Origin of the sequence: Plantactinospora sp. ZYX-F-223, assembly GCF_039649625.1 — a bacterium.
Taxonomy (GTDB): Bacteria; Actinomycetota; Actinomycetes; order Mycobacteriales; family Micromonosporaceae; genus Plantactinospora.
In genome coordinates this window covers 180,629-194,512 of record NZ_JBDJAV010000013.1, presented here as the reverse complement: position 1 = coordinate 194,512, position 13,884 = coordinate 180,629, and the positions used below count along the sequence as shown (strand labels likewise).

At 72.4% G+C, this 13,884-nt stretch carries 10 protein-coding genes, 1 tRNA gene and 1 pseudogene; 4 read left to right on the top strand and 8 right to left on the bottom strand.

Going from position 1 to position 13,884, the window contains the following annotated elements:
- Window positions 1-368: 368 nt before the first annotated feature.
- Window positions 369-1,580 (top strand): site-specific integrase, encoded by a 1,212-nt coding sequence (locus AAH979_RS15775; RefSeq protein WP_346258838.1) that lies wholly within the window; start codon window positions 369-371, stop codon window positions 1,578-1,580.
- 153 nt (window positions 1,581-1,733) lie between these two features.
- Here AAH979_RS15775 and AAH979_RS15770 read toward each other — a convergent pair.
- Window positions 1,734-1,810, bottom strand: a tRNA-Thr gene (locus AAH979_RS15770).
- 207 nt (window positions 1,811-2,017) lie between these two features.
- Here AAH979_RS15770 and AAH979_RS15765 point away from each other — a divergent pair.
- A complete protein-coding gene (locus AAH979_RS15765) occupies window positions 2,018-3,742 on the top strand; it encodes a metallophosphoesterase (RefSeq protein ID WP_346258837.1) in 1,725 nt (574 codons plus the stop codon).
- Window positions 3,743-3,772: 30 nt separating this feature from the next.
- On the opposite strand, the gene ricT is transcribed toward AAH979_RS15765, so the two are convergent.
- The 6 genes and pseudogenes from ricT to tmk form a co-directional block, all read right to left on the bottom strand.
- On the bottom strand, window positions 3,773-4,621 hold the full coding sequence (gene ricT, locus AAH979_RS15760) for a regulatory iron-sulfur-containing complex subunit RicT (protein WP_346258836.1): 849 nt from the start codon (window positions 4,619-4,621) through the stop codon (window positions 3,773-3,775).
- 95 nt (window positions 4,622-4,716) lie between these two features.
- On the bottom strand, window positions 4,717-5,397 hold the full coding sequence (locus tag AAH979_RS15755) for a hypothetical protein (protein ID WP_346258835.1): 681 nt from the start codon (window positions 5,395-5,397) through the stop codon (window positions 4,717-4,719).
- Window positions 5,397-5,702, bottom strand: a complete 306-nt coding sequence (locus AAH979_RS15750; RefSeq protein WP_346258834.1) for a hypothetical protein — start codon at window positions 5,700-5,702, stop codon at window positions 5,397-5,399. The genes AAH979_RS15755 and AAH979_RS15750 overlap by 1 nt, the downstream gene beginning before the upstream one ends.
- Window positions 5,703-6,029: a YbaB/EbfC family DNA-binding protein gene (locus AAH979_RS15745; RefSeq protein ID WP_346258833.1), complete on the bottom strand. Its 327-nt coding sequence runs from the start codon at window positions 6,027-6,029 to the stop codon at window positions 5,703-5,705.
- Window positions 6,030-6,370: 341 nt separating this feature from the next.
- Entirely contained in the window at window positions 6,371-7,636 is a 1,266-nt protein-coding gene (locus tag AAH979_RS15740; protein ID WP_346258832.1) for a DNA polymerase III subunit delta', read from the bottom strand.
- A gap of 374 nt (window positions 7,637-8,010) precedes the next feature.
- A pseudogene (gene tmk / locus AAH979_RS15735) lies at window positions 8,011-10,059 on the bottom strand (dTMP kinase); the annotation flags it as partial.
- A gap of 374 nt (window positions 10,060-10,433) precedes the next feature.
- Between tmk and AAH979_RS15730 the strand changes: the two are divergent.
- Complete coding sequence (locus tag AAH979_RS15730; RefSeq protein WP_346258831.1) at window positions 10,434-11,654, top strand: amino acid deaminase/aldolase; 1,221 nt, start codon at window positions 10,434-10,436, stop codon at window positions 11,652-11,654.
- A gap of 42 nt (window positions 11,655-11,696) precedes the next feature.
- Here AAH979_RS15730 and AAH979_RS15725 read toward each other — a convergent pair whose 3' ends face one another.
- Window positions 11,697-12,263 (bottom strand): TetR family transcriptional regulator, encoded by a 567-nt coding sequence (locus AAH979_RS15725; protein WP_346258851.1) that lies wholly within the window; start codon window positions 12,261-12,263, stop codon window positions 11,697-11,699.
- 273 nt (window positions 12,264-12,536) lie between these two features.
- On the opposite strand from AAH979_RS15725, the gene AAH979_RS15720 reads away from it, so the two are divergent.
- Window positions 12,537-13,859: a D-arabinono-1,4-lactone oxidase gene (locus tag AAH979_RS15720; protein WP_346258830.1), complete on the top strand. Its 1,323-nt coding sequence runs from the start codon at window positions 12,537-12,539 to the stop codon at window positions 13,857-13,859.
- The last annotated feature ends 25 nt before the right edge of the window (window positions 13,860-13,884 follow it).

Below are 13,884 nucleotides of genomic sequence, written 5' to 3'. Positions count from 1 at the left end.
CTCTGGAGGCCGGCTCGGCGGACGTAGTGTCCGTTGATTCCAGGGTGTACGTGAATCAGACACGATCGCAGGGCGACGCGTTGATTCCGGTCAGAGCAGAGCTGGACCGGATGCATTCATTCCAGGTCAGATCCGGCATTCTGTGTCACCGAGCCGAGATGTGAATCGGTCGCTATCGACGCGAACGCGAAGCAAACGTCCAGTCACTGGGCGTTTTGATCATGCTTGGGAGCTGTTAGTCGGATTCTGTGCGGCGAACGCCGGGTCAGCGGAGCGACCAGGTCGTCACATCAGCACCCAATTGCCAGATTGAAGACGAACCAATTCGCCGGGATTGTCCCACGAAATGTGTCTGATTCACCAAAGCCATGGATCGTCGGACTATCGGCACCTGGGGCAACATCCGCACCGAAAAGCTCGGCCCCAACCGGTACTGCGCCCGAACCCGATTTCGCGATCACGACGGCAAGACCCGCGACGTCGAGGCCACCGACACCACCGGCCCGGCCGCCATACGGGCGCTGAAGGTCGCACTTCGCGACCGTGTTACCCCCAACGATGACGAGATCACCCGGGAGAGCCACGTCAGCACGCTTGCCGCTCTGTGGCTGGACGAAATCATTGCGGAGGAACGCGTCACGCCGCAGACGATCAGCAGGTACGAGATCAGCGTGCGCGTCTCCATCGTGCCAAGCCTTGGCAACCTGCGCATCCGAGAGGCCGGCGCGGGCCGCATCGACAAGTTCCTCCGTAAGGTCGCCGAGGACCGCCCGTCAGCCGCCAGGAGTGCAAAGGTCGTCCTCGGCCAAATGTTCGCCTTGGCCGTACGCCGTGGCGCGCTGACGACCAACCCCATACGCGAGACCGGTCGACTACGTAACCCGCAACGTAAGGTGGTCGCCCTAGAAACGGAGCAACTGGACGGCGTTCGCTCGGCAATCCGAAAATGGCAAGAGCCCACACCAGGGAAGTCCGGACCTCGCCCCACCACTGACTTGGCCGACATCGTTGACCTCATGCTCGCCACCGGCGCCCGCATCGGCGAAATCCTGGCACTCCGGTGGGAAGACCTGGACCTCACCACCGAACACCCGACCCTGACCATCTCCGGCACCATAGTCTACCTCAAGCGCAAGGGCTTCTTCCGGCAGGACTGGACGAAGTCCGACGCGGGTCACCGGGCAATGGTCCTGCCTCGGTTCGCGGTCGGGATGCTGATGGCCCGCAAGATCACCGCCGCTGACAACCCCCACGACGCGATCTTCGCCTCCCGGCGTGGGACCTGGCTGTCCCCGCAAAACGTTCGCCGCCAGTGGCGCCAAGCCCGCGCCGACACCGGCCTCGAATGGGTGACACCGCACACCTTCCGCAAGACCGTCGCCACCCTCATCGACAAGGAGGCCGACGCCGACCGCGCCGCCGCCCAGCTCGGCCACAAAACCAAGGAGATCACCAAGAAGCACTACATCGTCAAGCCCACCCTCGCCCCGGACAGCTCCAACATCCTTGAACAGCTCGGTGCCAAACTGGTCACAACCGACCCCGAGCGTCGCGATCATGGGCCAACCCGGGCCACGTAGACGCGGGCAGACGGGGACCGCCGCCCGACATGACCCGCCATGTCGAACCTGATCGCCTACGGACGTTATCGAGGGGTTTTCGGGGGACGATTCAAAACTACATAGACAAACATGATGCCCTGCCCAGCGTTTCGGCTGGTCAGGGCCTCACCTTGGAGCCGCCTGACGGAATCGAACCGTCGACCTACGCATTACGAGTGCGTCGCTCTGACCGACTGAGCTAAGGCGGCAACGCCGGCAAGTGTACGACACCCGGCGTCGACCATGCTCGGGGGTTTCCCGGCGGTGTGCCCCGGCAGACAATCGTGGCACCCGCCAAACCCGCCCCGGCCGGCCGAGGCGCTCCGCCGGATCCGGGCCGGGAGCCGCCGCGCACCGCCCCGAACGGTCGGCAGGCGGACAGTGCGCTAACGGGCGCCCCGACTAGGCTTCCATCGATGACCGATCATCAGGCGCCGCCGATCCCGGCGCAGCCGGCGGCCCCACCCCGACCCGGCAGCCTCGATCCGCGCGAACTCGGTTTCACCCCGCAGCGCCCGGTGCCCTGGCTGGCGCCGCTGCTGCTGATCAGCACCGGGCTGCGTACCCTGCTGGCCCTGCTCTTCGGTGCGTACCTGGACAAGCGGGAGTTGCAGAACTCGCTGCCCGGCACGGTCACCCGGCAGGTCAGCCCGGACGGCGACCTGTGGCTGGACTTCGTGGCCGACCTCGGCGACGGGTTCAACGCCACCTACTCGGTCGCCTACCTGCTCACCCGCCCGGAACTGGAGGTGGACGGGCACCGGCTGCCGCGCGGCCAGATGCTGCTGATGGGTGGCGACCAGGTCTATCCGACGGCCAGCGGCGAGGCGTACGAGAACCGGTGCAAGGGGCCCTACCAGGCGGCCATGCCGCAGCCGCCGGCCGACGGCCCGGCTCCGGTGCTCTACGCCGTCCCCGGCAACCACGACTGGTACGACGGCCTCACCGCCTTCCTGCGGCTCTTCGTCCGCTCCCGGGACGACAACGTCGGTGGCTGGCGTACCCCGCAGAGCCGGTCGTACTTCGCCGTCGAACTGCCGGCCGGCTGGTGGCTGTTCGGGCTGGACGGGCAGTCCGGGGTCTACCTCGACGACCCGCAACTGCGCTACTTCGAGGAGGCGGCGAAGAAGCTCACCGCCGGGTCGAAGGTGATCATCGCGGTGCCGGAACCGAGCTGGGTCAAGGCCGTCGACAAGCCCCACGAGTACGACACCATCGACTACTTCATCCGTACCGTGGTCGCGCCGACCGGCGCCCGGGTGCGGCTGCTGCTCTCCGGCGACCTGCACCACTACGCCCGGTACACCGGACCGGACCGCGACCTGGTCACCTGCGGTGGCGGCGGCGCCTACCTCTATCCCACCCACAAGCTGCCAGCCCGCATCGAGGTGCCGCCGAAGGACACCCTGGTCCGGCGGGCCAGCACCAGCCAGTCGTACGAGCTGGCCGGCCGCTATCCGGACGCGGCCCGGTCCCGGCGGTACGGCTGGGGCATCTTCGGCCGGCTGCCGCTGCGCAACCCGGGCTTCACCACCCTGCTCGGCGGCCTGCACACCCTGCTGATGCTGGCCATGGCCGGGGTGGTGGCCCCGCGCTCCGAGGCGGCGGCCCAGCGGCTGTTCAGCATCCCGTTGGCCGTCATGCTGATCGTCACCCTGGTCGGCGCGCTCTTCTTCGCCAAGCCGCCCAGCGCCAGCGGCAAACGGCACGCCCGGCACTGGATCCTCGGGCTCTGTCACGGCTTCGCGCACGTCGGGCTGGCCGCCGCCGGCACCTGGCTCTGGCTCCAGCTCTTCTTCCACGCGTGGCCGTGGCCGCTGCCGGTGGTCGCGGCGGCGGTGGTCTACGGGCCGATCGCCGGGCTGGTGGCCAGCCAGCTCACCGCGCTCTATCTGCTGGTGGCCGGCTCGTTCGGGGTCAACCTCAACGAGCTCTTCGCCGGCCAGGGCATCGAGGACGCGAAGAGCTTCCTCCGGCTGCACATCGCCGCCGACGGCACGCTCACCGGCTATCCGGTCGCGGTGGACAGGATCTGCCGGCGCTGGCGGGCCGAGCCGGACGGCGCCCCGGACGCCGCCTGGCTGACGCCGAGCCAGCCACTGGCGTTCCGGCTCGCCGAACCGCCGTTCACGCTCCGCTGACCCGCCCCGCGCCGCCCGGCCGCCCGGGAGTCAGCCGGCGTAGTGCTCGTCGTGGGCCTTGCGCGGGCCGCAGACCGAGGCGCGGCTGCACGAGCAGCGGGAGCCGTCGGCGTCCATCCGGACCACCACCGAGTCGCGCGGCACGCTGTGCGCGACCACCCGACCGGAACCCTCCGGAGTGGAGACCCGGGACCCGACCGCCGGTGCCGACGCCTGGAACTGCTGATAGAGCGGATGTTCGTACTTCAGACAGCACATCAGCCGCCCGCAGGCGCCGGAGATGCGCAGCGGGTTGAGCGGCAACTCCTGGTCCTTGGCCATTCGGATGGTCACCGGCTCGAAGTCGGTCAGGAAGGTGGCGCAGCAGAGGTCCCGCCCGCAGGAGCCGATGCCGCCCTGCACCCGGGCCGAGTCCCGGGCGGAGAGCTGGCGCAGCTCGACCCGGCAGTGCAGGGTGGCGCCCAGGTCGCGGACCAGCGACCGGAAGTCGACCCGGTGCGGCGCGGTGAAGTAGATGGTGGTCCGGGACCCGTTCGACCCCCCGTTCGGCGGCGACTCGATGATGTGGTCGACGGCGACCACCTTCATCGGCAGCCCGTGCTCCCGGATCAGCCGCTTAGCGGCGACCTTCGCCTCGGCCTTCCGTTTGCGTAGCATCTCGTCGCGGCGCAGGTCCTCCTCGCCGGCCAGGCCGGCCAGCCGGGGAAAGCCGCTGGTGTCGTCCGACACCCACTGCGCGGCCCAGACGCATTCCGCCACCTCGGTCCCCTCGTCGGTGGGGACCAGCACCCGGTCGCCGACCGCCGGCCGCAGCTCACCCGGGTCGAGGTAGTAGAGGCGGCCGTAACGGTTGAAACTGACCGCGCACAGCATGCCCATGCGCTCACCCTACGACGGATCGCAGCGTCCGCCGAACCTCGTCCGGAGCCCGACCGGTCAGCGGCCGGCTCGGGCCGCTCGGCCGCACCCGGAGATCAGAGCACGATCCGGCCGCCGTCGGGGCGTACCACGGGGACCTCCGGGGAACGGTGGTCGAGGAGGTCCAGCTCGGCTGCCCAGCGCTGCGGCAGCACCTCCGCCTGGTCGTACGCCTCGGCGACCGTGGCCAGGATCCGGGCGCCGATCTCGGCGGCGGCCGACTCGACCGGCAGCCCTCCGGGCGTCACGCCGGACGGCGCCGACCCGAACCCGCCGCCCCGGACCGTCAGTACGGCGACCGCCTCCGCCGAGCCGAGCACGTCGGCGAGGGTGCGGGCCAGCGCGTACCGGGTGTCGGCGATCCACCCGGCGACCGCCTCGGCGTACGCCGCCGTTGCGTCCGCCCGGCCCGCCAGGTCGGTCAGGTGACCCGCCAGCCCAGTGCGGTGTGCCGCGTACGCCTCGGCGGCCGGGCCCTGCCACGAGCCGCCGTCGGCCAGTACCGCCCCGGCCTCGCGGTAGGCCCGGCGCAGTTCCCCGCTCACCTCACCGGCGGCGGCCAGCTCCCCCGGCCGCAGCCCGAGCACCGCCCGCACGGCGTCGCCGGGCAACACCCGGAGCCGGCGCAGCAGCGGCCAGATCCGGTGCCCGTCCGGCGCACCGGCGGCGGCGAGGAGGTCGTCGACCCGCCCGGACAGCGTGACGGCGGGCTCGGTGAGCTGGTCGAGGACATCCATCACGCCTCCTCCGGCCGCCGACGGTAGGCCGCCGCGTCGCTGTCGGCGTACGCCGTCTCGGCGATCCGCAGTGCGGAGCCGGTGTCGGTCAGCCGCTCGGCCGTGGCCAGCAGTTCCCGGGCCCGGTCGTCGAGCGCGGCCGCCCACTGCCGGTGCAGCAGTCCACCGACCTCGCCGAGCCGCCCCGGGCCGTCGGCACCGAAGGCACTGCCGGACGGCCCGGCGTACGGCAGCCGCCGGGCGAGGTCGGCGAGGCGGCCACCCGCGCCGTCGAGCCGGCCGGCGAGGTCCCGAAGGCCGTCCACTCAGGCCTCCGTCAGTCGGCGGTACTCGCCGAACGTCTCGGTGTAGAGCTTCTCCCGGGCCCACCGGGCGGCGTCGTCGGCGGCCGTGATGGCGGCCCGGACCGACCGGGCCACCTCCGGCCCGGTACGCACCTGCGGCGGTCCCAGGAACCGCACGTCGTTGACCGACCCGTCGGCGGTGACGATCAGCTCGACCAGCCCGTCCGGGGAGCGGACGGTGACCCGGACCCGCCGGATCGCCTCGTCGAACTCGGCCCGCAGCGCCTCGATGCGCCGATAGCGCTCGATCGCCTCCTCGACCCAGGACTGGTCGATCTCCCGCGCCACCGGCAGGTCCTCCCGCTTTCCGATGCCCGCTTCCCCGATTGCCCGATGCCCGCTTCCCCGATTGCGCGATGCCCGCTTCCCCGATTGCGCGCTTCCCGATGCCGCCGGGCGCCACCCCGCACCGGGCCGGGCGGGGCCGGGCCGGGCGGGGCGGGTCGTCGTCGGCCTCGCCGGGGCGAAGCCGCGCACATCGGCTCACCGAACGTGTCACCTTCGCTGCGTTACGGCACCGAACCGTACCGGGCGAGCCGCCCGAAGGGAACCCTTCGCCCCAAGATCTCCCTGATCAGGACGGAACTCCCGGGCAGTCGGCGAATCGGCCGCCGGCCGGGACGGGCCGGTCAGCCGCGCCAGAGGGCGAGCATCATCGCCTCGACGGCGATCCGCGGCTTGACGTTGGTCTCGATCGCCGTACGGCAGCCGAGCACCGCCTCCAGCCGGCGCAGGGTGCCCTCGGCGGTCCACTTCCCGGCGGCCGAGCTGGCCATCCCGGCGACGTCGGTGTGCACCGGCTCGACCGGGGCACGCAGCGAGAGGGTGAGCACGTCCCGGTAGAAGCCGGCCAGGTCGACCAGGGCCCGGTCCAGCGCGTCCCGCTGGGCGCGGGTGGCCCGGGACTTCTGCCGGCGTTCGAGGTCCTTGAGCTGCCCGGCGGCGCCCCGGATCGCGCTTGACGCGCCCCGCCCGGTGCCGCCGGCGCCGAGCGCGGTCTCCAGCGCGGCCCGCTCGGCCGCGTCGGCCTCGACCACCGCCGACGCCGCCTCGGCCTCGGCCGCCTCGATCAGCGCCGAGGCGGCGTCGAAGCAGGCGCCGACGCCGGTCAGTTTGCGCGGCAGGGCCAGCACGGCCTCCCGCCGCTTGCGCGCTTCCGGGTCCCGGGCCAGCCTGCGGGCCCGGCCGACGTGCCCCTGGGCCGCCGCTGCCGCCCACGCCGCCACGTCGGGCGCGATGCCGTCCCGGTCCCGGAGTACGGCCGCCACCGCCTCGGCCGGCGGCTGGCGCAGCGCCACCACCCGGCACCGGGAGCGGATGGTCACCGAGATGTCGTCCGGGTGCGTGGACGGGGTGCAGAGCAGGAAGACGGTACGCGGCGGCGGCTCCTCGATCGCCTTGAGCAGCGCGTTGCCGGCCGCCTCGGTGAGCCGGTCCGCATCCTCGATGACGAGTACCTGCCAGCGTCCCCCGCTCGGCGTGCTGGCCGCCCGCAGCACCAGGGCCCGCATCTCGCCGACCCCGATGGAGAGTCCCTCCGGCACCACGAACCGTACGTCGGCATGGGTCCCGGTGAGCGTCGTGTGGCAGCCGGCGCACTCGCCGCAGCCGGTGCCCCGCAGACACTGCAGCGCCGCCGCGAACGCCCGGGCCGCGACCGACCGCCCGGAACCGGGTGGTCCGGTGAAGATCCAGGCGTGCGTCATCGCGCTGCCGGCACCGGCCGCGTCCGGGGTACCGCCGGCCGGGTCGACCCCGCCGGCCGGGCCCGTGCCATCGGCGGCGACACTCTCCGCGACCGCGGCGGCCCGGATCGTCTCCGCGCCGGCAGCGGCCCGGCGGAGCAGGTCGACCGCCTCGGGCTGGCCCACCAGATCGGCGAAGACCTCGGGCATCAGGGTCACCGTTCGAGTTCGACGCCGCCCGTCGCACCGCCGGTGCGGTGCGGCGCGGTGCGGCCCGGCACGCCGTCGTCGACCGGCTGCCCAGGCCGGCCCACCAACCGGACCGGAGCGGCGGCCGCACCCTCCTGATCGGCCGGCCGGCCGGTGGCGGCGTCCTCGCTCGCCCGGGTGGCCCCGTCGCCGTGCCCCCGGGTGGCCCCGTCACCGTGCCCGGTGGCCCCGTCGCTGTCGGCCCCGGTGGCCCCGTCGCCGTGCGCCCGGGGTGCTCCGGCCGCCCGCTGCCGTTCCGCGACCGCCTCGGCGGCGACCGAGGGATCCGCCCCGGCCCCGGGCTCCGCCTCGGCCCGCGATTCCACCAGCGCCCGCAGCTCGGCTTCGGATAACTCCGGTCGCGCCGAGGTGTCCGGCGGGCTCGCCGGTTCCGGATGGCCGGCCGCGTCCGGGTCGGCGAGCATCCCAGTGACCCGCTCGGCCACCGCCGCCGCGAGTTCGTCGACCGGCCGGGAGGCGTCGAGCACCAGGTAGCGCTTGGGGTCGGCGGCGGCCAGGTCGAGGAAGGCGTACCGGACCCGGTCGTGGAACTCGATCGACTCGCCCTCCAGCCGGTCCGGGTCGCCGCCCCGGGCGTCGACCCGGGCCAGGCCGGTCCGGGGTTCGATGTCGAGCAGTACCACCAGGTCGGGCTTGAGGCCGCCGGTGGCCCAGGAGGAGAGCCAGGAGACCTCCTCGACCGGCAGGGTCCGGCCGGCGCCCTGGTAGGCGAGGGACGAGTCGACGTACCGGTCGCTGATCACCACGGCGCCGCGGGCCAGCGCCGGGCGGACCACCGTGGCGACGTGGTGGGCCCGGTCGGCGGCGTAGAGCAGCGCCTCCGCCCGCGGGGCGAGCGCGTCCGGGCCGGTGGTGCGGCCGAGCACCAGGCCGCGGATCTGCTCCCCGACTCCGGTCGCGCCCGGCTCCCGGGTCACCACCACCTCGTGGTGCTGCCGGCGCAGCACCTCGGCCAGCTTGTTCGCCTGGGTCGACTTGCCCGCGCCCTCACCGCCCTCGAACACCACGAAGGCTCCGGTCGCGGCGAACGGCTCGGCCGGGAAGAGCGGACGCCCCCGGATCGAGCCCCAGAGGTCGGACAGCACCGGTACGCCCGGCTTGTCGTCCATCTGGCGGAACGCCTTGATCCCGGTGAGGATGCCGGCCGCCCCGGCGACCAGCAGCAGCAGTCGGGTCGAGGAGACCGAGATGCCCAGGTCGGCGATGCGTAGTTGCCGGGAGCCGCCGACGCCGACCAGCAGGCTGCTCACCGAGATGGCCAGGATCAGCACCAGCCTGGTCCCGGTCTGCACCACGGCGAAGACCCGGCCGCGTACCTCGTCGGCGATCTCCCCACCGAGCAGGGTGGTACCGGCCAGGAAGGCCATTCCGGCACCCGCGCCGACCAGCACCGCGCCGAGGATCGCCATGGAGAGGTGGATGGAGCCGGCGAGTACCAGCACCGAGGCGCTGGCCAGCACGATGCTCATGCCGAACCAGCGCCGCCGGGACATCTCCCGGACGATCATCGGCCCGAGCCCGATGCCGAGCGACAGGCCGAGGAAGATTGAGCCGAAGAGCAGGTAGAACGCCGCGTCACCGGCGGCCAGCGACTTGGTGAAGAAGTTCGCCGTACCGATCACCACGCCGCCGCCGGCAAAGGCGCCGAAGATGCCCAGCACCAGGCCACGGACCAGCGGGGTCCTCCCGATGAACCGCCAGCCGTCGACGAACTGGCGCAGCACGCTCTGCTCGACCTTCTCGATGCTCTCCCGGCGACCGCTGCGACCGCTGATCTCGCGGATGCCGAAGAACACCACCAGCGCGGTGGCCAGCCGGCTCAGCGAGTTGAAGTAGAGAGCCAACTGGGTCGGGTCGGCCCAGCCGGGCGGCGGGCCGCCGGAGGCCGCCCGGATGCTCCGGTCCAGTACGGCGATGCTGACCGCGGCGAGCACCGGGGTGAGCCCGTACGTGGTGATCAGCGTGAGCTGGTTGGCCATCTCCAGCCGGGACCGGGGGATCAGGTTCGGGACCGCGGCCTCCTTCGCCGGGATCCAGATCAGCGTGATCGCCTCGATCAGGAAGGTGGCGATCGCCGCCCAGCCGACCACCAGGCCACCGCCGACGTCCAGCAGGGCGGCCAGCGGGATAGAGGCGAAGAGCACGAACCGGAGCAGGTCGCAGATGACCATCGTGTAGCGCCGGTCGAACCGGTCGGCGAGCACCCCGGCGATCGGGCCGAGCAGCAGGGCCGGCAGCAGCCGGACCGCGATCACGGCGCCGAACGCGAGACCCTTGGCGGTGTCCCCGGTGACCTGGCTGGACGCGAAGATCGAGGTGGCCAGCAGGCCGAGCCAGTCACCGAACGAGGCGGCGCCGAGCACCAGCCAGAGCCGGCGGAACGGCCGGATCCGCATGACCGAGCGGAGCGCCTGGTAGCCGGTCCGGTCGACCGGGCTGGCGGCAGATGCCGGCGTGGGCGTGTTCGGCGGCGACTGCGCTGTGCGCTCCGCGCTCCTGTCGTTGTCGTCGATGGCCGTACCCCTCCACGCCCCGGCCCATGGCTGGGCTCCCCCGAGCACACTCTAATCGCGGTACGGATCCGCCCCGACCCCGACATTCCCCGGAACCGGGGCCTAGGGGGCGCATCGTGGATCTCCCCGGCAAGCGGCGTCGGGCGGCTACGGGTCGCCCCGGACGCCACGCCCGGATATGCGAGACAGTTTCGCATTATCGTTTTGCGCGTTAGCGTGCTCAAATGGCCACCGAACGCGACCTCCTGCGTCAACGCCTCGACCGGGCGACCGCGCACCTCGAACCGCCCTTCGCCGCGGTCGACCTCGACGCGTTCGACGCCAACGCCAGCGCTCTGGCCGACCGGGCCGGCGGCAAGCCGCTCCGGATCGCCAGCAAGTCGCTGCGCTGCCGGGCCCTGCTCGGCCGGGCCCTGGCCGGACCCGGCTGGGGCGGCGTGATGGCGTACACGCTGGCCGAGGCGATCTGGCTGGTCCGCAGCGGCGTGACCGACGACGCGCTGGTCGGCTACCCGACCACCGACCGGCAGGCATTGGCCCAGCTCGCCGCCGACCCGGAACTGGCCGCCAAGATCTGTCTGATGGTGGACAACCCCGGCCAACTCGACCTGGTCGACGCGGTCGCCACTGCCGGTTCCCGCGCGGAGATCCGGACCTGCCTCGATCTGGACGCGTCCTGGCGCCCGATGGCCGACGCCTTCGGCGGCCGGCTGCACGTCGGCATCCGCCGCTCACCGGTGCACTCGGCCGACGAGGCCGGCACGCTGGCCGGCACCATCGCGCAGCGGCCGGGCTTCCGGCTGGTCGGTCTGATGGCGTACGAGGCGCAGATCGCCGGGCTCGGCGACGCACCGCCCCGGCAGGCGGTTCGCGGTGCCACCATCCGGCTACTGCAACGGCGGTCGTACCGGGAACTGGTGGACCGGCGCGCGGCGGCGGTCGCGGCGGTACGCGACCACGCCGACCTGGAGTTCGTCAACGGTGGCGGCACCGGCAGCGTCGCGCTGACCGCGGCGGACCCGGCGGTAACCGAGATCACCGCCGGGTCGGGCCTGTACGGGCCGACGCTGTTCGACGCCTACCAGAGCTGGCGGCCCCGACCGGCGGCGTTCTTCGCGCTGCCGGTGGTCCGCCGTCCCGCCGCCAGGGTGGTGACCCTGCTCGGCGGTGGGTGGGTGGCGTCCGGGCCGGCCGACCGGACCCGGCTGCCCACCCCGTGGCTGCCGCCGGGTCTGCGGCTGACCGGCACCGAGGGCGCCGGGGAGGTGCAGACCCCGGTGACCGGTGCCGCCGCCGAGTCGCTGCGGCTCGGCGACCGGGTCTGGTTCCGGCATGCCAAGGCCGGCGAGCTGGCGGAACACGTCGGCGAGCTGCACCTGGTGGAGTCGGACCGGGTCGTGGGCACGGTGCCGACCTATCGCGGCGAGGGCCGGGCCTTTCTCTGAGCGCGCACCGGCCGGCCGCGGGACTGGTGGACCGGTGGCCGGCTAGCCGGCCGAGGGAGCGGCGTCGACGTGCCGGTGCAGGTATTCCCGGATCAGCGCGGTCGCCTCGGTCAGCACCTTCTCGTCGCCCTCCGGATCGCGCCGGAAGGCCAGCTTGATCAACGCGTCGGCCGCCTCGACCGCGATCTCCAGCGCGAAGCGCAGCCGGGGCGCGTCGGTGGTGCCGAACTGCTCGACCAGCACCCGGGCCAACTGCTCGGCGATGACGCCGTTGTTGTCCCGGTCCTCGTCCAGCAGGTGCACGTCGACGACGTCGCCGAAGTGCAGGGTACGGAAGCCGGGCACCCTCCGGTGCATCGTGATGTACTCGTCGATCGCGGCGTCGACCCCGTCCCACCAGTGGGTCAGGTCGCCCCGGGAGAACCGGTCGCTGAGCCGCTCCAGGTACGCCTCCATGTTGCGCAGGGTCAGTGCCTGCACGATCGCTCGCTTGTCGGGAAAGAACTGGTACACCGACCCGATGGCCACTCCGGCGCGCTCGGCGAGCAGGGTCGTGGTCAGCCCCTCGTAGCCGACCTCGTCGACTATCTCGGCACAGGCGTCGAGCATGCGCTGGACCCGGGCGACGCTGCGGCCCTGCACCGGTACGCGGCGCAGTGGACCGGATGTGGCGGTTGACGTGGACACTCGTCGCCACTCCCTTTCGACGGGGTGAAGGTTACTAGGCGTCACGGTTTCGAAACGCTATCCGGACTAACGAGCCGAACGGATATCGGTATTTACTCGCCGTGACGATCCTGATTTACTCGCCCTGGTACACCTTGACGCGAGTCTAATTCATGTTTGTCCATCGGCGACCTGGTCAGAGCCAGGGGAGGTCAGATGAGCGGGCGTACTGCACCACCCGGAGTCACCTCCTCATGGTCCAACTGGGCCGGCAACCAGCGCGTCATCGGCGACGCGTTGCGACCGTCGACCGTGGACGAGGTCGTCGCCACGGTCCGGGCCGCCCGGGCCACCGGCCGGCGGATCAAGCCGGTCGGCAGCGGCCACTCGTTCACCGCGATCGCCCGGGCCGACGACCAGCGGGTCGATCTCACCGCGCTGACCGGACCGGTCCGGGTCGATTCCGGGCGTCGGCTGATCACCGTACCGGCTGGGATCACCCTGCACGCGCTCAACGAGGTGCTCGCCGGACACGATTTGGCGCTGGCCAATCTCGGCGACATCGACGCGCAGACGCTGGCCGGGGCGATCTCCACCGGTACCCACGGCACCGGCGCCGGCTACGGCTGCCTCTCCACCTTCGTCGCCGGACTGACCCTGGTCACCGGGACCGGTGAGCTGCTGGAGTGCTCCGCCGACCGGAACGCCGACGTCTTCGCGGCGGCCCGGGTCGGGCTCGGCGCCCTCGGGGTGATCACCGAGGTGACCCTGAACTGCGTGGACGCCTTCGTGCTCCGCGCCGACGAGCGCCCGGCACCGCTCGTCGAGGTGCTCGCCGAGCTGCCCGAACTGGTCGGCGGGAACGACCACTTCGAGTTCTACTGGTTCCCGTACACCGACCGGGTGCAGGTGAAGGTCAACAACCGGGTACCCGCCGACGACCGGCCGCTGCCCCGGTTCCGGAGCTGGCTGGACGACGACTTCCTGGCCAACTCCGTCTTCGCCGGAGCCTGCCGGCTCGGCCGGGCCGCCCCGGCCCTGGTACCGACGATCTCCGCCGTCTCCGCCCGGGCGCTCACCGCGCGCAGCTACACCGCCCGCTCCGACCGGGTCTTCTGCACCCCGCGCCGGGTGCGGTTCGAGGAGATGGAGTACGCCCTGCCCCGGGCCGCCCTGCCGGAGGCGCTGGCCGGGCTGCGCCGGGTGATCGACGAGCTGCCGTTCCGGGTGCTCTTCCCGGTCGAGGTCCGGTTCACCGCCCCGGACGACATCTGGCTCTCGCACGGCCACGGGCGCGAGTCGGCGTACGTGGCGATCCACCAGTACGCCGGCATGCCGGCCGAGCCGTACTTCCGGGCCTTCGAGCGGATCGCCGCCGAACTGGGCGGCCGGCCGCACTGGGGCAAGCTGCACTACCGGGACGCCGAGTCGCTGCGCCCGGCGTACCCCCGGTTCGCCGACTTCCTGGCCGTGCGGGACCGGCTCGACCCGGACCGGGTCTTCGCGAACTCCTACACCGAGCAGGTGCTCGGGGCCTGACCCGGCCGGAAATCGTTCGGCCCCC